Origin of the sequence: Streptomyces tuirus (genome assembly GCF_014701095.1) — a bacterium.
GTDB classification, from domain to species: domain Bacteria; phylum Actinomycetota; class Actinomycetes; order Streptomycetales; family Streptomycetaceae; genus Streptomyces; species Streptomyces tuirus.
Window position 1 is genome coordinate 6193489 of record NZ_AP023439.1, and the last position, 18903, is coordinate 6212391.

Genomic DNA, 18903 nt, shown 5'->3' on the forward strand with positions numbered 1-18903 from the left:
GCGGACGCACCCCCCGTTCGGGGGTAGTGAGACCTGCATCACGGATTACACGATGGCTCAGAGCCGCCCGGCAATGGTCCGGTACCCAGGAGGACAGATGACATCGGCGACGGAGCTGTTCCGCAGCGCGCGGGATTTCCTGCTGGAACACCGCGACGACTACCCGACCGCCTACGCGGGCTTCCGCTGGCCCCGCCCCGAGTACTTCAACTGGGCGCTCGACTGGTTCGACGAGATCGCCCATGGCAACGCCCGCACCGCCCTGCACCTGGTCGAGGAGGACGGCCGCGAGACCCGGCTGTCCTTCGGGGAGATGTCGGTACGGTCGGCGCAGTTCGCCGGCTGGCTGCGCGAGCGGGGCGTGGGCGCCGGGGACCGGATCCTCGTCATGCTCGGCAACCAGGCCGAACTGTGGATCACCGCCCTCGCCGCGATGAAACTGCGCGCGGTGGTCATCCCGGCCACCCCGCTGCTCGGCCCGGCCGACCTGCGCGACCGCGTCGAGCGCGGCCGGGTCCGGCATGTCATCGCACGCCCGGAGGACACCGGCAAGTTCGCCGAGGTCCCCGGCGACTACACGCGCATCGCCGCGGGCGCCGCCGGAGCGGTGCCGGACGGCTGGCTGCCGCTGGACGACGCCTACGAGGCCTCCGCCGACTTCACCCCCGACGGCCCGACCCGGGCCGACGACCCGCTGATGCTCTACTTCACCTCGGGCACCACCGCCCGGCCCAAGCTCGTCGAGCACACCCACACGTCGTACCCGATCGGCCATCTGTCGACCATGTACTGGATCGGCCTGAAACCCGGCGACGTGCATCTGAACATCTCCTCACCCGGCTGGGCCAAGCACGCCTGGTCCAATCTCTTCGCCCCGTGGAACGCCGAGGCGACGGTCTTCCTGCACAACTACACGCGTTTCGACGCCGCTCGGCTCATGACGGAGATGGACCGGGCGGGCGTCACCACCTTCTGCGCCCCGCCGACCGTGTGGCGCATGCTCATCCAGGCCGACCTGACGCAGCTGCGCACCCCGCCCCGTGAGGTCGTCGCGGCCGGCGAGCCGCTCAACCCCGAGGTCATCGAGCAGGTCCGGCGTGCCTGGAACATCACCATCCGCGACGGCTTCGGCCAGACCGAGACCGCCGTCCAGGTCTCCAACAGCCCCGGCCAGCCGCTCAAGACCGGTTCGATGGGCCGGCCGAGCCCCGGCTACCGCGTCGAACTCCTCGACCCGGTCTCCGGCGCCCCCGGCGCCACGGAGGGTGAGATCGCGCTCGACCTGTCGGAGCGCCCCGTCGGTCTGATGACCGGCTACCACGGCGACGCGGACCGCACGGCGGAGGCGATGGCCGACGGCTACTACCGCACGGGCGACGTCGCCTCCCGGGACGACGAGGGCTACCTGACGTACATCGGGCGCAGCGACGACGTCTTCAAGGCCTCCGACTACAAGATCAGCCCGTTCGAGCTGGAGAGCGCGCTGCTGGAGCACGAGGGGGTCGCCGAGGCGGCGGTCGTGCCCGCCCCGGACGAACTGCGGCTCGCCGTCCCCAAGGCCTACGTCGTCCTGGCCGAGGGCTGGGAGCCCGGCCCCGACACCGCCAAGGTCCTGTTCGAGCACTCCCGCGAGGCCCTGGCCCCTTACAAGCGCATCCGCCGCCTGGAGTTCGGCGAGCTGCCCAAGACCGTCTCCGGCAAGATCCGCCGGATCGAGCTGCGTGAGGCCACGGCGGCCGGGTCGGACGCCGAGTACCGCGAGGAGGACTTCCGGTGAACTCCTACAGCCACGGCACCGGCGCGACGGCGCTGCTCGGCGACACCATCGGGGCCAATCTGGACCGGGCCGTGGCGGCCTGGCCGGACCGCGAGGCGCTGGTCGACGTGCCCTCCGGACGGCGCTGGACCTACGCCGAGTTCGGTGCGGCGGTCGGCGAACTCGCCTCCGCCCTGCACGCCTGCGGTGTCGCCAAGGGCGACCGGGTGGGCATCTGGGCCGTCAACTGCCCCGAGTGGGTGCTCGTCCAGTACGCCACCGCCCGCATCGGCGCGATCATGGTGAACATCAACCCGGCGTACCGCACCCACGAGGTGGAGTACGTCCTGAAGCAGGCGGGCGTGTCCCTGCTGTTCGCTTCCCTCAGCCACAAGACGAGCGACTACCGGGCGATGGTCGAGCAAGTGCGCGGCGGACTCCCGGAGTTGCGGGAGGTGGTCTACTTCGGCGACCCGGGCTGGCAGGCGCTGCTCGGCCGGGCGACCCCCGACACGGCGTACGCCGAGCTCTCCTGTGACGACCCGATCAACATCCAGTACACCTCGGGCACGACGGGCTTCCCGAAGGGCGCGACCCTCTCCCACCACAACATCCTCAACAACGGCTATTTCGTGGGTGAGTCGATCGCCTACACCGAGCAGGACAGAATCTGCATTCCTGTGCCCTTCTACCACTGCTTCGGCATGGTCATGGGGAATCTGGCCGCCACCTCGCACGGCGCCTGCATGGTCATCCCCGCCCCGTCCTTCGACCCGAAGGCGACCCTGGACGCGGTCCAGCAGGAGCGCTGCACCTCGCTCTACGGCGTCCCGACCATGTTCATCGCGGAGCTGAACCTCCCCGACTTCGCCTCCTACGACCTCTCCTCCCTGCGCACCGGCATCATGGCGGGCTCGCCCTGCCCGGTGGAGGTGATGAAGCGGGTGGTCGCCGAGATGCACATGGCGGAGGTCTCCATCTGCTACGGCATGACCGAGACGTCCCCGGTGTCGCTGCAGACCCGCAGGGACGACGACCTGGAGCACCGCACCGGCACGGTGGGCCGGGTCCTGCCGCACATCGAGGTCAAGGTCGTCGACCCGGCGACGGGAGTCACCCGGCCGCGCGGCACGGCGGGCGAGTTGTGCACCCGCGGCTACAGCGTGATGCTCGGCTACTGGAACGAGCCGGAGAAGACCGCCGAGTCCGTCGACGCCGGCCGCTGGATGCACACCGGCGACCTCGCCGTGATGCGCGAGGACGGCTACGTCGAGATCGTCGGCCGCATCAAGGACATGATCATCCGGGGCGGGGAGAACATCTACCCCCGCGAGATCGAGGAGTTCCTCTACGGCCATCCCAAGATCCAGGACGTCCAGGTCGTCGGCGTCCCGCACGAGCGCTACGGCGAGGAGGTCCTGGCCTGCGTCATCGCCCGCGACCCGGCCGACCCGCCGACGCTGGAGGAGGTCCGGGCCTTCTGCGAGGGGCAGTTGGCGCACTACAAGGTCCCGAGCGGGGTGCGGATCCTCGACTCCTTCCCGATGACGGTGTCCGGGAAGGTGCGCAAGGTGGAGCTGCGGGAGAGGTTCGCGGACGGCTGAGGGGCGTGGCCGCGCCGGTCACAGCGGAGCGCGCATGCACACCCGCGGCCACCGGTCGAGGCCGTGCGCCGTCTCCGTCGCGCGGATCGCGCGGAGGCCGGGCGTGAGGTCCGCCTCGGGGAGGGGCCGGAAGCCGAGGCGGGCGTAGTAGGGGGCGTTCCACGGGACCTCCGTGAAGGTCGTCAGCGTCAGGGCCGTCAGGCCCTCCTCGCGGGCGCGGTCGGCGGCTTGGCCCAGGAGGGCGCGGCCGACGCCCCGGCGCGCGGCGCGCGGGTGGACCGAGACCTGCTCGATGTGCAGGGCGCCGTCCACGGGTTCGGCGAGGAGGTAGGCGGCCGGCAGGTCCCGCTCGTCCGCCGCGACCCAGCAGCGGCCCGCCCGGCGGTAGCGCTCCAGCGCGTCGAGCGCGGGCGGTTCGTGGTCCGCGATCTCCGGCATGCCGAGCTCGCGGAAGGGCGCTCCGGCGGCCCGTTCGATGTCCTGGAGGGCCGGGAGTTCGGCTCGGGTGGCGAGGCGGATACGCATGCGGTGAGTATGCGGGGCCGTGGAGCCCCGGGGCAGGGCGCCCGCTACCCGGCGCCGGTGGCCGCCAGCGTCTCGGCCGGGGCGTTCACCGGCCTCGGGGTGCCGGTGAGGTCCAGCACGAACAGCGGGACGCCGAGGGCGTCGGCGCGGGCCCGGGCGTCGTCGGCGTACCCGGAGAGGGAGAAGTAGAGGCAGTCCGCGGACTCCGTCATGGCCGTCAGCCACAGGCACTCGACATCCCGCAGGGTCGCCGGGCGCACCGCCGGATCCACCTGGGCGACCACACCGCGGGCGGCGAGACCGATGCCGGAGGGCGGACGCTGGTCCGCCCGGCGAACGCCCCGGTAGCCGAGCCAGCGCAGATACAGGGCGGTGGCCGTGACGGCGTCGCGCGCGGTGCGGATCGTGATGGAGAGGAAGGGGGGCCGGGCGGCCGGTGCCGTTGCGGCGACGGCCGCGGCATCGCGCGGGCGGCCGGGTTGGTCGGGCCGGCGGGCTGAGCCCTGCTGGTCGTCCTGGTCGGCTGCCGTTCCCTCCTTGCCGGCCTCCGGGCCCCTCGAGGCTGCCGTTCCGCTCCCGTCATCCGCGGCGGCAAGCCCCGTCGTACCCCGTTCCTTCACGACCGCCACCCGCAGCACCACCCCGCACGCGCATCCCACTTCCGGGCGCGGCCACTCCCCGCGGCGCCCGCAGGAGCCGCACCGCACCGTCACCCAGTCGTCCTGCCAGTCCCGGTGCGAGACGGGCGTCGCCGAGCCGTCATGGTCCAGACGCGGGGCGACCGGGGCGCCGCACACGCACGGGTACGCCGGCGCCGTGTAGCGGTGCTCGCGGCGGCAGGCCGGGCAGCGCACCGGAACGGTCTCCGCCATGTCCACTCCAGAACCGTGTCGTATCGGGACAGCGTGCCCATCGTGCTCCCTCGGGCCCCGGCCTGTCCGGCGCTTGCCGTCTCTTGACGCCCTTCGCCCAGCCCACATACATTCATTCCAGATCGTAGAAAACAATTTCCGCAATACGGAAGAGCTCACCGCGGGGCGCGACGGGAGTGCGAATCCGACAGCCGAAGCAGGAGTACTCGATGGCTCGAATGACCGCTGCCCGCGCGGCAGTTGAGATCCTCAAGCGTGAGGGCGTCGCCGACGCGTTCGGTGTCCCCGGCGCGGCGATCAACCCGTTCTACGCGGCGCTCAAAGCCTCCGGCGGTATCGCCCACACCCTCGCCCGGCACGTCGAGGGCGCCTCGCACATGGCCGAGGGCTACACCCGCACCCACCCGGGCAACATCGGCGTCTGCATCGGCACTTCGGGCCCGGCCGGCACCGACATGATCACGGGGCTGTACTCCGCGACCGGTGACTCCATCCCGATCCTGTGCATCACGGGCCAGGCCCCGACCGCCGTGATCCACAAGGAGGACTTCCAGGCCGTCGACATCGCCTCCATCGCCAAGCCGGTCACGAAGATGGCCGTCACCGTGCTGGAGGCCGCGCAGGTCCCGGGCGTCTTCCAGCAGGCCTTCCACCTGATGCGCTCCGGCCGCCCCGGCCCGGTCCTCATCGACCTGCCGATCGACGTGCAGCTGACGGAGATCGAGTTCGACCCGGAGACGTACGAGCCGCTCCCGGTCTACAAGCCCGCCGCGTCCCGCGCCCAGATCGAGAAGGCCGTCGGGATGCTGAACGCGTCCGAGCGGCCGCTGATCGTCGCGGGCGGCGGCATCATCAACGCCGACGCGGCCGAACTCCTCGTCGAATTCGCCGAACTGACCGGCACTCCGGTCGTCCCGACCCTGATGGGCTGGGGCCTGCTGCCCGACGACCACGAGTTGAACGCCGGCATGGTCGGCCTGCAGACCTCGCACCGCTACGGCAACGCGACCTTCCTGGAGTCCGACTTCGTCCTCGGCATCGGCAACCGCTGGGCCAACCGCCACACCGGCAAGCTCGACGTCTACACGGCCGGCCGGACGTTCGTCCACGTCGACATCGAGCCCACCCAGATCGGCAAGATCTTCGCCCCGGACTACGGCATCGCCTCCGACGCCAAGGCCGCGCTGGAGCTGTTCGTCGAGGTCGCCCGCGAGCTGAAGGCCGCCGGTGGGCTGCCCGACCGTTCCGAGTGGGCCGAGGCGGCGCAGGAGCGCAAGGCGACCCTCCAGCGCCGTACGCACTTCGACGACATCCCGATCAAGCCGCAGCGCGTCTACGAGGAGATGAACAAGGCCTTCGGCCCGGAGACCCGGTACGTCTCCACCATCGGCCTCTCGCAGATCGCCGGCGCCCAGATGCTGCACGTCTACCGGCCCCGGCACTGGATCAACTGCGGTCAGGCCGGCCCGCTCGGCTGGACCATCCCGGCCGCGCTCGGCGTCGCCAAGGCCGACCCGGAGGCGTCCGTCGTCGCGCTCTCCGGCGACTACGACTTCCAGTTCATGCTCGAGGAACTCGCCGTCGGCGCGCAGCACCGGATCCCGTACGTGCACGTCCTGGTGAACAACTCCTATCTGGGCCTGATCCGGCAGGCGCAGCGGGCGTTCGAGATCGACTTCCAGGTGAACCTGGAGTTCGAGAACCTCAACTCCCCGGAGCTCGGCGTCTACGGCGTCGACCACGTCAAGGTCGCCGAGGGCCTCGGCTGCAAGGCGATCCGCGTCACCGACCCCGCCGAACTGGGCGACGCCTTCGAGCAGGCCAAGAAGCTGGCCGCGGAGCACCGGGTGCCGGTCGTGGTCGAGGCGATCCTGGAGCGCGTCACCAACATCTCCATGTCGACGACCAACGACATCGGCAACGTGGTGGAGTTCGAGGAGACCGCCACGGAGCCGGGCCACGCGCCCACCTCGATCCGGACGCTGAAGGTCTGACACCCGCGCGGCACAAGGGGCGGCCCGTCCGGAAGGACGGACCGCCCCTTCCGGTTTCCCCCGGGCTTCCCGCCCCCGGGCTCAGTCCCCGCCGCCTCCGCCTCCGCCGCCCCCGCCGCAGTAGTAGACGCCACCGCCGCCGCCCGTCCCGCGCGGCGCGTGCCTGAAGAGGTCCGGGCCGCCCACTTCGGCCCGGCGGACCAGACCCGCCCGCAGGGCGAACCGCGGTACCAGCAGCCGCAGGGCGGCCTCACCGTGCAGGGCGACCAGCAGCAGACGTTCGTGGTCGGTCAGGCCGTGCCGGCTCGCCGGCAGGGGATGCTCGTGCCGCAGCTCCCGGACGTGGCGGCGGGCGGCGCGGGTCGCGCCGAGCAGGGGATAGCGCAGCAGGCCCGCCTTCGCGAGCGGGATGCGCATGAGCGCCACCGCGAGGCGGATGTCGGGATCCTTCACCAAGGCCTTGGGCGCCGCGGGCGCGCGCAGACAGCCGTGCACCGCGGCCGCCAGGGGAAAGGGCGGCTCCACGGCCTCCACCCCTTCCACGGCGTCCATGGCGTCCACGGCACGTGCCCGGATCGTCCCGGGCAGGTCCGCCTCCACCAGGCCCCGCAGATACAGGTCCACCACGGCGACGGTGACGGCGGCCCGCGGGCCTTCCCCCAGCAGTGCGATCTCGTGCGGCTCCAGCCGGACCGCCGTACCGTCGCTCATGGCTTCACCCCCGTGCCGGGGCCCGCCGCCCCCGTGCCGACGGGCCCCGTGTGACGAGAATGTGCCCGGCCCCGGGGGCGGTTGAAGCCCCCGGGGCCGGGTTCAGAGGTTCATTTGAGGGTTCCGTACGGGGTGTACGACCGGTGCCGTAGGCGCGCTCACGCCTCGTGGTGCTCGGACAGCCCCGGCCAGTCGTCCGGCCCGCCGCCCTGCCACTCCACGAGGTCGCTCTCGGCGACGTCCGTGACGTACAGGTCGGCCAGGCGCAGGATCTCGGCGACGTCGTCGGTGTGCGTGGCGACGCCCAGCGGCTCGTCGCCCAGGGTGACCCGGCGCGAGCCGTCCAGGGCGGGGGCGTGGACCACGACATGCGGTTGCTCGGTGGGAGGTGCCATGCCTTCAGGCTGCTGCGAGCAGCACCGATCCGCACCCTGGGAACGGCTGGCCGTCCGGCGGCGCGAGGCTGGGCGCGACAGGACGTTCGCGCCGCCGGACGGGGTCTTCGGGAGAGGGGTGGGTGGTGCTGGGACCGCGGCGGGTGCGACGGGCTCCGGGGCCGGCCTCCCTCAGGTCGAGAAGCCGGTCCGGGCCCTTCACCACCGCACTGGCTCGCAGCCGCCGCGGTCCGCGCCCTGACCGCGTCCGTGCCCGGGGGACCACCCCTCATCCGGGTCGCCCCGGGGGTCGGACACAGTCAGGGAGTTCAGTTCTCGCGCAGGGCGTGGACCGCCTCCTCCACGCGCCGCCCGTACCCGGGGTCGGCTGCGTGGAAGTGCGCGAGGTCGACGAGGTCGTACGTGCCCTCGCCGAGCGAGTCGGCCACGGTGGAGAAGTGGTTCCGGGCGGCGCCGCCCCTTTGGGCGCGACAGGACAGGTGTCAGCGGCGGCGCCGCCCGGGGATCGGGGACCCCCGGGGTCACGAGGGCCGGGGGCTGTCAGACCTGGGCGCCGGAGAGCCGCTCCACGGCCCGCAGCAGCGCCGAGTGGTCGAGGCCGCCGTCGCCCTGCGCACGCAGGGACGCGACCAGTTGGGCGACCACGGCGCCGACGGGCAGGGCCGCGCCGACATTGCGGGCGGCGTCGGTGACGATGCCCATGTCCTTGTGGTGCAGGTCGATCCGGAAGCCCGGCTTGAAGTCCCGGCCGAGGAAGTTGTCCTTCTTGCGGGTCAGTACGGTCGACCCGGCGAGCCCGCCGCCCAGCACGTCCAGGGCCGCTTTCAGGTCCACGCCGGACTTCTCCAGGAACACCACGGCCTCGGCGCACGCCTGGATGTTCACGGCCACGATCAGCTGGTTGGCGGCCTTCACGGTCTGGCCGGAGCCGTGCGGACCGCACAGCACGATGGTCCTGCCGAGCGCCTCCAGGATCGGCTTCGCGGCGTCGAAGTCGGCCTGCTCGCCGCCCACCATGATGGACAGCACGGCCTCGATGGCACCGGCCTCACCGCCGGACACCGGGGCGTCCAGCACGCGAATGCCCTTGTCCTTGGCCGCCTTCGCCAGGTCGACCGAGGTCTGCGGGGTGATCGAGGACATGTCGATCAGCAGCGCGCCGGACCTGGCGTTCTCCAGGATGCCGTCCGGGCCGTAGGCGATGGCCTCGACCTGCGGGGAGGCCGGGACCATCGTGATGACGACGTCGGCGTCCTTCACGGCCTCGGCGATCGAACCGGCCGCGGTGCCGCCGGCGGCGGCCAGCCGGTCCAGCTTGTCCTGCTCCAGCGTGAAGCCGGTGACCTGGTAGCCCGCCTTGATCAGGTTCTCGGACATGGGGGAGCCCATGATGCCGAGGCCGATCCAGGCGACCTTGGGGAGTGTGCTCATGACGGGGGTGCCTTTCGGGTTCGGGGTCAGCGGGCCAGCCAGTCGAAGGCCTCGGCGCTCGGGCGGTCGCCCGGCTTGTACTCGAGGCCGACCCAGCCGTCGTAGCCCGCCTTCTTCAGCTGGTCGAGGAGGTCTTCGAGGGGCAGCGAGCCGGTCCCCGGCGCGCCGCGGCCCGGGTTGTCGGCGATCTGCACGTGCCCGGTCTTCGCGGCGAACCGCTCGATCACCGCCGGGAGGTCCTCGCCGTTCATGGACAGGTGGTAGAGGTCCATGAGGAAGCGGGCGTTGCCCAGCCCCGACGCCTCGTTGACCCGGTCGACGACGGCCACGGCCGCCGGGGCCGACACCAGCGGGTACAGCGGGGACTCGGGCCGGTTCAGCGCCTCGATCAGCAGGATCGCGCCGATCCGGTCGGCGGCCCGGGCCGCGAGGACCAGGTTCTCCAGGGCGAGCGCGTCCTGCTCGGCCGGGTCCACGCCCTCGACGCGGTTGCCGTACAGCGCGTTGAGCGCCGTGCAGCCCAGGGAGGCGGCGAAATCGGCGGCCACGTCGATGTTGGCGCGGAACCGATCCGACTCCTCGCCGGGGATCGACAGGGCGCCGCGGTCCGGGCCCGGGAGCTGTCCGGCGTAGAAGTTCAGGCCGGTGAGCTGGACGCCGGCCTCCTCGATCGCGCGCTTCAGGGCGTCGAGCTCGGACTGCTGGGGGACCGGTGAGTCGACCCAGGGCCACCACAGCTCGACCGCGGTGAAGCCCGCCGCGGCGGCGGCCGCGGGGCGCTCCAGGAGGGGGAGCTCCGTGAAGAGGATCGACAGGTTGACGTTGAAGCGCTGGTCTGCGAATCCCATCGGGCGCCGCGCTCCCTTCCTGTGTTTTCCGTAATGCGGAAGTTGCTTTCTGCTTAATGGAAGATTGCCTGTGACCGGGAAGGACTGTCAAGAGCGACCGCAAAAAAGAGCGCCCCCGCGCGGGGGCGCGGGGGCGGATGGGCAGAGGAGGTTCAGAGCGCGTCGACGCCGCTCACCCGCCAGCCCCCGGAGGTACGGGTGAGCGTCATCCGCACGCGGTTCAGGTCGACGCGGGACCCCGTGACCTGGGTGCTCCTGGTCACCTGGTTGACGAAGAGCAGCACGACCGCCCGGTCCGGGGCGGCCGACACGACGGAGGCCGCCGGGGCGCCACCGCCCGCCGGCTCCACGACCGCCGCCTTCACCACCCCGTGGTACTTACGGGCGGTCGGCCCGACCACCGTCTTCGTGGTCCTGCCGTACTCGTCGCGGAAGTCGCCGGTCAGATGCGCGCGCGCCCGGGCGAAGTCGCGGTCCAGGCGCCGGTAGTCGTACGACAGCACGACCGGCGCCGCCTTCCGCGCCGCGGCGAGCGCCTCCTTCCGGGACTGGTCCGCGCGTTGCCCCTCCCAGTACTGCCGGCCGAGCACGGCGACCGCGACCAGACCCGCCACGAGCAGGACGGCCGACGCGGCGGCGAGCAGCTTCCCGCGCGGGAACCGCCGCAGGCGCGTGCTCTCCCACGGCTCCTCCTCGGCGGCCTCGGGCGACGGCTCCGGCGGGTCGTCCCAGGCGCCGCCCGGCGCGTCGACGACCATCGTGCGCCCGGAGCCGGACTCCTCCGTCCGACGCGGCGGTGCCTCCTCCGCCGGGGACGAGACGGCGCGCCGGCCGGGGACGGGATGTTCCGGGCGCCGGGCGCGCTTGGCCGCCGCGCGGGCCGCCGCGGTCATGGAGCGGCGGGCGGGGGAACCGGCGCCGCGGACGCGGGAGGTCGGATTCGCCACGGTCTTTCTCCTCACAGGCGGTACGGGGGTGGTACGGACGGTCAGCCGACGAACTCGACGTCGGAGGTCAGCCAGCGGCCGTCCTGGTGCACGAGGTCGAGCTGCAGCCGGTAGGTGCGCGCCTCCCCGTCCGGCACGGCGGTGTTGGTCACCTTGCTGTCGGCGACGACCATCACCCGGGCCGAACGCGCGTCGGACCGCACGATGCCCGCTTCGAGGACCTGGCCCTCGGACACCGACTTGTTGCCGGCGACGAGCTTGGTCAACTCCGCGGTCTGCGCGGCGAACTGCTTCCTGAAGTCACCGGTCGCGCCCTTCAGCACGTTCTGGCTGTCCCGGTCGTAGTGCCGGTAGTCGAGCGAGGTGAAGTTCAGCGCCGACTGCCGGGCCGCCGCCAGGATCTCCTGGCGGCGCTGCTCCGCCGCGCGCTGGTCGTGCGTCTGGAGGCCGAGCCAGACCGCGAGCGCGGTGGTCAGGACCGTCGCGGCGACGAGCCCCGCCGACCGGGCCCTGCGGTGTCCGGCGGACCGCTCGGTGCGGCGGCCGCTGTCCGTCCGTCCGGCGGCCAGGCGCCGCAGCGGTCGAAGGGCCCGGGTGAGGGAGCCGCCTGTCAGCGGGAGGAGGCCCCCGCTCATGCCATCGGTCCGACGAGCAGCCATTGCCACGAGTCCTTTCCGAACACGGTCTGTTCGCCGCCCGTCGAGCCGATCTCGACGGGCGTTCCGTCCGGGCCGGTTGCCGTACCGGTCTCCGGGTCGTACGGGGCGACGTACGCGGCCGGTCCGGCGCCGCCGGAACGGCCGGACGCGCCGGGGGCGTTCTGCGCCCCGCGCACCGAGGTGCCGCCGCCGCGCGGCGCCGTGCAGCGCGCTTCGGTGTTCGCCGGGCGCGTGCCGGTGTCCGCGGGGTCGCGTCGCCGCGTGCCGTACCCCTGGGTGCACGGCGGCGGGTCGTCGGCGTTGAGGACGAGGCCGAAGTGGGTGGTGCCGTCCCCCGGGACGACGGTGTGGCTGCCCGCGACCACCACCGGGAAGGTGACCAGGGCCTGCTCCACGCCGGGCAGCCGGGCCACGGTGACCTGGCCGCCGCTGATGAGGTTGGCCAGCAGGACCGGCAGATGCGGACGGGTGGAGCGCAGCAGCGAGTTGACCTCCTGCCCAGCCGGCACCGCGTTGCCGATCAGCCGGCGCAGGTCGCCGTCGCTCGACTTCAACTCCGCGGTGAGCGCCGCCAGATCGCGGGAGAACGACTTGATGGACGAGCCCTGGTCGGCCTGCGTCTTGAGCACCTTCCGCGAGTCCTCGATCAGCGAGACCGTCTCCGGCAGCGAGTCGGAGGCCGACTCGACGAGCGCGTTGCCCGAGTCCACCAGCCGGCTCAGGCGGGGCCCCGTGCCGGAGAAGGCCTCGCCCAGCTCGTCGACGGTGATGCGCAGGTCCTTCTTGCCGACCGAGGTGACGAGCCGGTCGAGGCTGACGACCATGTCCGTGACGGGCAGCGGCACCCGGGTGTCCTCGCGCGGGATCGCGCTGCCGTCCAGCAGGTACGGGCCGCCCGAGCGGCGCGGCTGAAGGTCGACGTACTGCTCGCCCACCGCCGAGCGGTTCGCCACCACCGCCAGCGTGTCCGCCGGGATGCGCGGCGCGCCGTCCTCGATCTCCAGGGCCACCGAGACACCCTCGGAGCCGGACAGCCGCAGCGCGCCGACCCGGCCCACCGGCACCCCGCGGTAGGTGACCTCCGCGCCACTGAAGATGCCGCCGGAGTCGGAGAAGTCGGCCCGCACGGTGTAGCCGCGGTCGAGGAGGCCGTCCACCAGGCCCGTGTACTCGGCGCCGACGTACGACACCCCCACGGCGGTGACGGCGGCGAAGGCGAGCAGCTGGGCCTTGACCGTACGTGTGATCACGGCTGTATCCCCTTCAGCATGAGCTCCGCGAGCGCGAGGTCGATCCCCGGCGGGAGGCGGCGCGAGTCGGGCAGGGATCCGTGGGCCGCGGTGCACACCGGCGGGCACAGCGGGCCGGCGTCCCGGGGCGCCGGGGGTTCGACGGGCGTGTCCGGCACCTCCGGTGCGTCCGGCGGGGCCGTCGGTGAGGGCAGGCCGGGCACCTCGGGAACGCCGGGCACATCCGGGAGGTCGGGACGGTCCGGGGCGTCGGGCCCGCCCGAGTCGCCGTCCTTGCCGCCGGGCTTGCCGGCGAGGTTGCCGTAGATGCCCGCCAGGTCCAGGTCGGCGGTCACATGGAGGTTGACGTAGTCACCCTCGACGGCGTCCACCGCGTTGCGCGGGAACGGGTAGGTGGTGAGCAGTTCGAGCGAGTTGGGCAGATCGTCGCCCGCCTTGTTGAGCTGCTCCAGGATCGGCCTCAGCTGCCTGAGGTTGGCGACCGTGTCGTCCCGCGAGGCGTTGACGACCCTCGTTCCCGTCCTGCCCAGCTTCGACAGGGCGGTGAGCATCTTGGTCAGGTCGCGCCGCTGGTCGGCGAGGACCTTCAGCGCGGGCGGCATCGTGTCGACGGCCGTGGCGATCGTCTTCTTCTCCTTCCCGAGCCGCTTGGCCAGCCGGTCGATGCCCTTGAGCGCGCGGACGATGTCCTCGCGCTGGCCGTCCAGGCCGCCGATGAACGTGTTCAGCTCCTTGAGCAGGGACTTCACCCGGTTCTCGCGGCCCTGGAGGGCCTTGTTCAGCTCCACCGTGATCGTCTTGAGCTGGGCGACCCCGCCGCCGTTCAGGAGTGCGGACAGGGCGGACAGCACCTCCTCGACCTCCGGGTTGCGGCCGCTGCGGGACAGCGGGATCAGGTCGCCGTCGCGCAGCCGTCCGGCGGGTGCGGTGCCGGCCGGGGCGGACAGTGCCACGTACTTCTCGCCGAGCATGCTGGTCTGCCGCAGTTCGGCGACCGCGTTGCCCGGCAGCTTCACCGAGTCGGCGACCCGCAGCCGTACGCGCGCGTGCCACCCGTCCAGTTCCACCTTCTCGACGGCGCCCACGGTGACGTTGCCGGCCTTGACCGCCGACTGCGGCACCAGGTCGAGCACGTCCCTGAACTCGACCGTGACGTGGTAGGCACGGCCGTCCGCTGCGGCGCCGCCGGGGAGCGGGACGTCGTACCAGCCGTTGAACTCACAGCCGGACAGCAGCAGCGTCCCGACCGTCGCCCACGCGACCGCCCCGGCTCTCGTGCGCCCGCCGCTCCTCTGCCCGCCGCTCATGCGTCCGCCGCTCATGCGTCCGCCTCCAGGAGTCCGCCGAGGGTCCGGTCGACCGAGCCCGTGCTCGGCACCACCGGCACCTTCGGCACCTCGGGCAGGGAGTCGAAGAGCTTGTCCAGCTCCTCGCAGTCCGGGTTCTTGCCGCCCTCGTCGCCGGTCGTCCTCAGCAGGGAGCACAGCACGTCGGCCGGGTCCTGCGACTGCTGCGCGTTGTTGCGGGTGTCGAGGGTGCCGGCGGACGGGTTGTAGGCGTTCTGCAGGTTGCCCAGTCCGGTGGGGGCGACCTCCAGCAGCTCCTTCAGTGCGGCCCGTTGGGTGACCAGCACCTTGGTGACCTTGCTGAGGCCCTTGACGTCCGAGGCCAGGGTCTTCTTGTTCTTCTTCACGAAGTCGGCCACGTCACCGAGCGCCGCCGCCAGGTACTTCAGCGCCGCCGCCAGGTCCTTGCGCTCCCCGGCCAGCTCACCGGCCACCTTGGCGAGGCTGCCGTTGAACGACCGCACGCTCTTGTCGTCGGCCGCCAGCGCGGCGGTGAAGACCTGGAGGTTGCGCACGGTGCCGAACAGGTCGCCGCGGCCGTCGGACAGGGTGGTCACCGCCTTGGAGAGGTCATCCACCGTCCGGTTCAGGTTCTTGCCCTGCCCTTCGAGGTTGTCCGCGCTCACGCCCAGCAGCCGCGCCAGGGAGCCGTCCTGGTTCGCGCCCTTCGGGCCGAGCGCCTCGGACGTGCTGTGCAGGCTGTCGAAGACCCGGTCCAGTTCGACCGGTACGGCCGTCCGCGACTCGGGGATGACGTCGCCGTCCCGCAGCACCGGGCCCTTGCGGTACACCGGCAGCAACTGCACGTAACGGTCGCTGACCACCGAGGAGTTGATGATCGCGGCCTGCGCTCCGGCGGGGACCTCGCGGCCCTCGTCGTACTCCAGCTCGACCCGCACCCGGCCGCCCTCCGGCGTGATCTTCCTGACCTCGCCGATCCGGACGCCGAGCACACGGACGTCCGAGCCGGGGTAGATGCCCACGGTGCGCGGGAAGTACGCCGTGACGCGGACGGACCCGGGGCGGGGCCACAGGGCGACGGTGAGCGCGCCGGCGACCGCGAGCGCGGTGAGCAGCGCGAGAGCCTTCAGGCGCCTGTTCATGGCGTGCCTCCCGTGCGCGGGGCCACCGGAGCGGCCACCAGGTTCTGGACGTAGGCGTCGAACCAGCGGCCGTTGCCCAGGGTGTTGGTGAAGACCCGCACGTACGGGGCGAGCAGTGCGACGCTGCGGTCGAGGCTCGCCTGGTTGCGTTCGAGCATCCTGACGAAGGTGTTCAGTCCCTTGAGCGCGGGCCCGATCTCCGCGCGGTTGTCCTCGACCAGGCCGGAGAGCTGGATGCCGAGCGCGGCGGAGGTCTTGAGCAGCTTGTGGATCGCCGTGCGCCGCTTGCTGATCTCCTTGAACAGCTTGTCGCCGTCCTTCACCAGCGCGGAGAAGTCCTCGGTGTGGTCGGACAGCACGCCGGTGACACCGTTCGCGTGGTCGAGGAGCCCGCGCAGCGCCTTGTCGCGCGAGGCCACCGTCCGGGAGATTTTCGACAGCCCCTTGATGGAGGCGCGTACCTCCTCGGGCGAGTCCTGGAAGGTGGTGGAGAGGGTGTCCAGCGCCTTCGCGAGCCGTTGCGTGTCGACCTCCTCGGTCGTGGTCGTCAGATCGCTGAACGCCTGCACGACGTCGTACGCCGAGACCGTCCGCCGCAGCGGGATCTCGCTGCCCGGCTCCAGCCGGCCGGGCCCTTTCGGGTGCAGGGCGAGGTACTTCGCGCCGAGGATCGTCTTCACCCGGATCGAGGCGCCCGTCTGGGAGCCGACCTCCGGATCGCCCTTGACCTTGAACGTCACCTCGACGTGGTCGCCGGCCAGGTCGACCTCCTCGACCTTGCCGACCTTCACCCCGGCGATCCGCACCTCGTCGCCCGGCTTCAGCCCGCCGGCCTCCGAGAAGGCCGCGCTGTACGTCTCGCCGCCGCCGATCAGCGGCAGGCTGTCGGCGTTGAACGCGGCGGCCGTCAGCAGGGCGAGGGCGGTCAGGCCGGCGGCCCCGATCACCACCGGGTTGCGGTCGCGGAACGCCTTCGGGCGCGGGCGGCGCAGCCGGACGCGCGGCAGCTTCGGCGGCAGGATCCGGACCTTCACCAAGGGCTCGGGGCGACGGGTCCCGGCCTTCGGAGGCTTGGGGCTCCGGCGCGGCTTCGGCAGCCCCGGCAGCCTCGGCGGCAGGATCCGCACCTTCACCAACGGCTCGGGGCGACGGCGGCGCCGCCGTATGAGGCGCGGGCTCATCCGCCGCACCTCGCCCGGGCCACGTGCATCTCGGGAGTGAGCACCTGCTTCGTCTTCGGCAGCACGATCCGGCCGTCGAAGTCGCAGAGGTAGAAGTTGAACCACGAGCCGTAGGACGCCGTCCCCGTCAGCTCGTTCAGCTTGTTCGGCAGCCGCTTCAGCACGCCCTCCACGGTCCTCTCGTTCCTGTTCAGCGTTCCGGTGAGATCGGTCAGCCCGGCGATGTCGTCCTTCAGGGCCGGGCGGGCGTCCTCCAGCAGCCCCGAGGTGGCCTCGCTGAGGCTGCCGATGCTCACCAGGGACGACCCGATGGGCTTGCGGTCGGCGGACAGCCCGGAGATCACCCGCCGTAGCTGCTTCAGCAGCCCGGAGAAGCGGGCACCGCGCTTGTCGAGCGTCTCCAGCACGGTGTTGAGGTTGTCGATCACGGAGCCGATCAGCTTGTCGCGGCCCGCGAGCGTGGTGGTGAGCGACGCGGTGTGCGCGAGCAGGCTGTTGACGGTGCCGCCCTCGCCCTGGAGGGTCTTGATGATCTCGGTGGCGAGCTGGTTGACGTCCTGCGGGCTGAGCGCGGCGAACAGCGGCTTGAAGCCGTTCAGCAATGCGTTCAGGTCCAGCGCCGGCTGCGTCCGCGACAGCGGGATCGTGCCGCCCGGCCGCAGCCGGGTGCCGGTGCCGACGCCCTCGGTCAGCGCGATGTACCGCTGCCCGACCAGGTTCCGGTAGCGGACCACCGCCTGCGTGCTGGTGAGCAGCGGGCGCTGCGCCGCCACGGTGAAGCTGACCTCCGCGAGCGTCCGGTCCTTGATCCGGATGCCCTCGACCTCGCCGACCCGCACCCCGGCCACCCGGATGTCGTCCCCCTCCTCCAGGCCCGTCACATCGCTGAACACCGCCCGGTAGGTGTGCTTCCCGGCGAGGGAGACATTGACGATGGTCGCGGCGAGCAGGGCCGTCGCCATGATCGTGACCAGCGCGAACAGGCTGAACTTGATCAGCGGCGCGGCTGTCCGGCGTGCTCCGGTCGCCCTCATGCGACGCTCACCGCCGTTCCGCGGGCCAGCGGCCCGAACAGCAGGGTCGTGACGGGCGGCACCTCGTCGGCGGGCACGCCCAGGGCGGGGGCCACGAGCGAGCCGACGGCCCGCTGCTCGGCGTCGGTGGCGGACACGTGCGTACCTCCGGGCAGGGCGTCGTCCGAACCGCCGGACGACGTACCGTCGTTGAGCTCGGGTTTCGGGCCGGGCACCGGCGGGCCGGGCAGACCCCGGCAGTCCGGTCCCGACCGCTCGCCGTAGCGCGGCTCCTCGCCGGGCTCGTACGCGCGCTGGGCCCGCACCACTTCGAGGGTGATCCGCATCCTGCCGCCCCGGAACGCCTCCTCGGAGGCCTTCTCCTGCCGCACCAGGCCGTCCAGCAGGCACGGGTACTCGGGTGAGTAGCGGGCGAAGAGCGCCAGGGTGGGGCGGGAGACCCGGCCCAGCGTGATCAGCCGGTCGCCGTTGTCGTCCAGGAAGTCCTCCGTGGTGCCCGCCACGGACGCGGTCGTGCGCAGGGCGGCGGCCAGCCGGTCCTCCTTCTCGACGAGGGTGCGGCTGGTGGTGACCGTGTTGCGCAGGATCCTCATCAGGTCGGGCGCGGCGTCCCCGTACACCTCGGCGACGTCGGCGAAGCGCGCGATGTCCTCCTTCAGGGACGGCAGGTGCGGGTTGAGGCGGCGCAGATAGTCCTCGACGCGGGTCAGGTTGTCGCCGATCCGGTCGCCGCGGCCCTCCAGCGCGGTGGCGAACGCCGAGAGCGTGGAGTTGAGTTCGCCCGGCTCGACGGTCCGCAGCAGGGGCAGCAGGTCGTTCATCAGCTGCTGCACCTCCATGCCCACCCTGGTGCGGTCCTGGGTGATGACGTCCCCGGCGCGCAGGGGACGGGCGGCCGCGGAGCCGCGCGGTGCCACGAGGTCGACGTACTTCTCGCCGAACAGCGTCTTGGGCAGCAGCCGCGCGTGCACGTCCGAGGGGATGGACGCGACGTGCTCCGGGTTGAGCGCGAGGTCGAGCGTGGCCTTCTCGCCGTCCGCGCGCACCGAACGCACCTCGCCGACCAGCAGCCCGCGCAGCTTGACGTCGGCCCGCGGATCGAGCTGGTTGCCCAGGCTGCCGGCCTCCAGGGTGACGCGCACCACCGGGGTGAACGCCTGCTGGTAGACAGCCACGGCGAGGGACAGCAGCAGGGCCAGCACGGTGAGGAAGGCGATGCCGTACAACCGCAGTCTGATCACTCTCAT

The 18903-nt window shown here is 72.1% G+C and carries 17 protein-coding genes; 3 read left to right on the plus strand and 14 right to left on the minus strand.

Going from position 1 to position 18903, the window contains the following annotated elements:
- Positions 1–97 precede the first annotated feature (97 nt).
- Positions 98–1777, plus strand: coding sequence for an AMP-binding protein (locus IGS69_RS28155; RefSeq protein ID WP_190903285.1), 1680 nt, complete (start codon positions 98–100; stop codon positions 1775–1777).
- On the plus strand, positions 1774–3360 hold the full coding sequence (locus IGS69_RS28160; RefSeq protein WP_190903286.1) for an AMP-binding protein: 1587 nt from the start codon (positions 1774–1776) through the stop codon (positions 3358–3360). Before IGS69_RS28155 ends, IGS69_RS28160 begins: the two co-directional genes overlap by 4 nt.
- An 18-nt stretch (positions 3361–3378) precedes the next feature.
- Here the strand turns inward: IGS69_RS28160 and IGS69_RS28165 are convergent, their stop codons facing one another.
- Both IGS69_RS28165 and IGS69_RS28170 read right to left on the minus strand, forming a co-directional pair.
- Positions 3379–3885 (minus strand): GNAT family N-acetyltransferase, encoded by a 507-nt coding sequence (locus tag IGS69_RS28165; RefSeq protein WP_190903287.1) that lies wholly within the window; start codon positions 3883–3885, stop codon positions 3379–3381.
- Positions 3886–3929: 44 nt separating this feature from the next.
- Positions 3930–4757: a hypothetical protein gene (locus tag IGS69_RS28170; RefSeq protein ID WP_190903288.1), complete on the minus strand. Its 828-nt coding sequence runs from the start codon at positions 4755–4757 to the stop codon at positions 3930–3932.
- Positions 4758–4966: 209 nt separating this feature from the next.
- On the opposite strand from IGS69_RS28170, the gene gcl reads away from it, so the two are divergent.
- Positions 4967–6751 (plus strand): glyoxylate carboligase, encoded by a 1785-nt coding sequence (gcl, locus tag IGS69_RS28175; protein ID WP_190903289.1) that lies wholly within the window; start codon positions 4967–4969, stop codon positions 6749–6751.
- Positions 6752–6832: 81 nt separating this feature from the next.
- Here gcl and IGS69_RS28180 read toward each other — a convergent pair whose 3' ends face one another.
- The 12 genes from IGS69_RS28180 to IGS69_RS28235 form a co-directional block, all read right to left on the minus strand.
- A complete protein-coding gene (locus tag IGS69_RS28180) occupies positions 6833–7462 on the minus strand; it encodes a TIGR04222 domain-containing membrane protein (protein ID WP_190903290.1) in 630 nt (209 codons plus the stop codon).
- Between the two features lie 158 nt (positions 7463–7620).
- Positions 7621–7857 carry a hypothetical protein gene (locus tag IGS69_RS28185; protein ID WP_190903291.1) on the minus strand — a complete coding sequence of 79 codons (237 nt, stop codon included), beginning with the start codon at positions 7855–7857 and terminating at the stop codon, positions 7621–7623.
- Positions 7858–8397: 540 nt separating this feature from the next.
- Positions 8398–9288, minus strand: a complete 891-nt coding sequence (locus tag IGS69_RS28190; RefSeq protein ID WP_190903292.1) for a 2-hydroxy-3-oxopropionate reductase — start codon at positions 9286–9288, stop codon at positions 8398–8400.
- A 26-nt stretch (positions 9289–9314) separates the two neighbouring features.
- On the minus strand, positions 9315–10136 hold the full coding sequence (locus IGS69_RS28195; RefSeq protein WP_190903293.1) for a TIM barrel protein: 822 nt from the start codon (positions 10134–10136) through the stop codon (positions 9315–9317).
- 152 nt (positions 10137–10288) lie between these two features.
- Entirely contained in the window at positions 10289–11083 is a 795-nt protein-coding gene (locus IGS69_RS28200) for a hypothetical protein (RefSeq protein ID WP_190903294.1), read from the minus strand.
- Positions 11084–11124: 41 nt separating this feature from the next.
- Positions 11125–11718: a hypothetical protein gene (locus tag IGS69_RS28205; protein ID WP_385862713.1), complete on the minus strand. Its 594-nt coding sequence runs from the start codon at positions 11716–11718 to the stop codon at positions 11125–11127.
- Complete coding sequence (locus IGS69_RS28210) at positions 11715–12992, minus strand: MCE family protein (protein ID WP_190903295.1); 1278 nt, start codon at positions 12990–12992, stop codon at positions 11715–11717. Before IGS69_RS28210 ends, IGS69_RS28205 begins: the two co-directional genes overlap by 4 nt.
- Positions 12989–14314 carry an MCE family protein gene (locus tag IGS69_RS28215; RefSeq protein ID WP_385862716.1) on the minus strand — a complete coding sequence of 442 codons (1326 nt, stop codon included), beginning with the start codon at positions 14312–14314 and terminating at the stop codon, positions 12989–12991. The genes IGS69_RS28210 and IGS69_RS28215 overlap by 4 nt, the downstream gene beginning before the upstream one ends.
- Entirely contained in the window at positions 14311–15441 is a 1131-nt protein-coding gene (locus IGS69_RS28220) for an MCE family protein (protein ID WP_190903296.1), read from the minus strand. Before IGS69_RS28220 ends, IGS69_RS28215 begins: the two co-directional genes overlap by 4 nt.
- Positions 15438–16622 carry an MCE family protein gene (locus IGS69_RS28225; protein WP_232543663.1) on the minus strand — a complete coding sequence of 395 codons (1185 nt, stop codon included), beginning with the start codon at positions 16620–16622 and terminating at the stop codon, positions 15438–15440. Before IGS69_RS28225 ends, IGS69_RS28220 begins: the two co-directional genes overlap by 4 nt.
- Positions 16619–17656 (minus strand): MCE family protein, encoded by a 1038-nt coding sequence (locus IGS69_RS28230; RefSeq protein WP_190903297.1) that lies wholly within the window; start codon positions 17654–17656, stop codon positions 16619–16621. Before IGS69_RS28230 ends, IGS69_RS28225 begins: the two co-directional genes overlap by 4 nt.
- Positions 17653–18903 (minus strand): MCE family protein, encoded by a 1251-nt coding sequence (locus tag IGS69_RS28235; protein ID WP_190903298.1) that lies wholly within the window; start codon positions 18901–18903, stop codon positions 17653–17655. Before IGS69_RS28235 ends, IGS69_RS28230 begins: the two co-directional genes overlap by 4 nt.

What these genes read in the sequence shown, in the direction of transcription:
- IGS69_RS28155 (WP_190903285.1), top strand. Translation starts at nt 98, where the DNA reads ATGACATCGGCGACGGAGCTGTTCCGCAGCGCGCGGGATTTCCTGCTG.
- IGS69_RS28165 (WP_190903287.1), bottom strand. Translation starts at nt 3,885, where the DNA reads ATGCGTATCCGCCTCGCCACCCGAGCCGAACTCCCGGCCCTCCAGGAC.
- IGS69_RS28170 (WP_190903288.1), bottom strand. Translation starts at nt 4,757, where the DNA reads ATGGCGGAGACCGTTCCGGTGCGCTGCCCGGCCTGCCGCCGCGAGCAC.
- gcl (WP_190903289.1), top strand. Translation starts at nt 4,967, where the DNA reads ATGGCTCGAATGACCGCTGCCCGCGCGGCAGTTGAGATCCTCAAGCGT.
- IGS69_RS28180 (WP_190903290.1), bottom strand. Translation starts at nt 7,462, where the DNA reads ATGAGCGACGGTACGGCGGTCCGGCTGGAGCCGCACGAGATCGCACTG.
- IGS69_RS28185 (WP_190903291.1), bottom strand. Translation starts at nt 7,857, where the DNA reads ATGGCACCTCCCACCGAGCAACCGCATGTCGTGGTCCACGCCCCCGCC.
- IGS69_RS28190 (WP_190903292.1), bottom strand. Translation starts at nt 9,288, where the DNA reads ATGAGCACACTCCCCAAGGTCGCCTGGATCGGCCTCGGCATCATGGGC.
- IGS69_RS28195 (WP_190903293.1), bottom strand. Translation starts at nt 10,136, where the DNA reads ATGGGATTCGCAGACCAGCGCTTCAACGTCAACCTGTCGATCCTCTTC.
- IGS69_RS28205 (WP_385862713.1), bottom strand. Translation starts at nt 11,718, where the DNA reads ATGAGCGGGGGCCTCCTCCCGCTGACAGGCGGCTCCCTCACCCGGGCC.
- IGS69_RS28215 (WP_385862716.1), bottom strand. Translation starts at nt 14,314, where the DNA reads ATGAGCGGCGGACGCATGAGCGGCGGGCAGAGGAGCGGCGGGCGCACG.
- IGS69_RS28220 (WP_190903296.1), bottom strand. Translation starts at nt 15,441, where the DNA reads ATGAACAGGCGCCTGAAGGCTCTCGCGCTGCTCACCGCGCTCGCGGTC.
- IGS69_RS28225 (WP_232543663.1), bottom strand. Translation starts at nt 16,622, where the DNA reads ATGAGCCCGCGCCTCATACGGCGGCGCCGCCGTCGCCCCGAGCCGTTG.
- IGS69_RS28230 (WP_190903297.1), bottom strand. Translation starts at nt 17,656, where the DNA reads ATGAGGGCGACCGGAGCACGCCGGACAGCCGCGCCGCTGATCAAGTTC.
- IGS69_RS28235 (WP_190903298.1), bottom strand. Translation starts at nt 18,903, where the DNA reads ATGAGAGTGATCAGACTGCGGTTGTACGGCATCGCCTTCCTCACCGTG.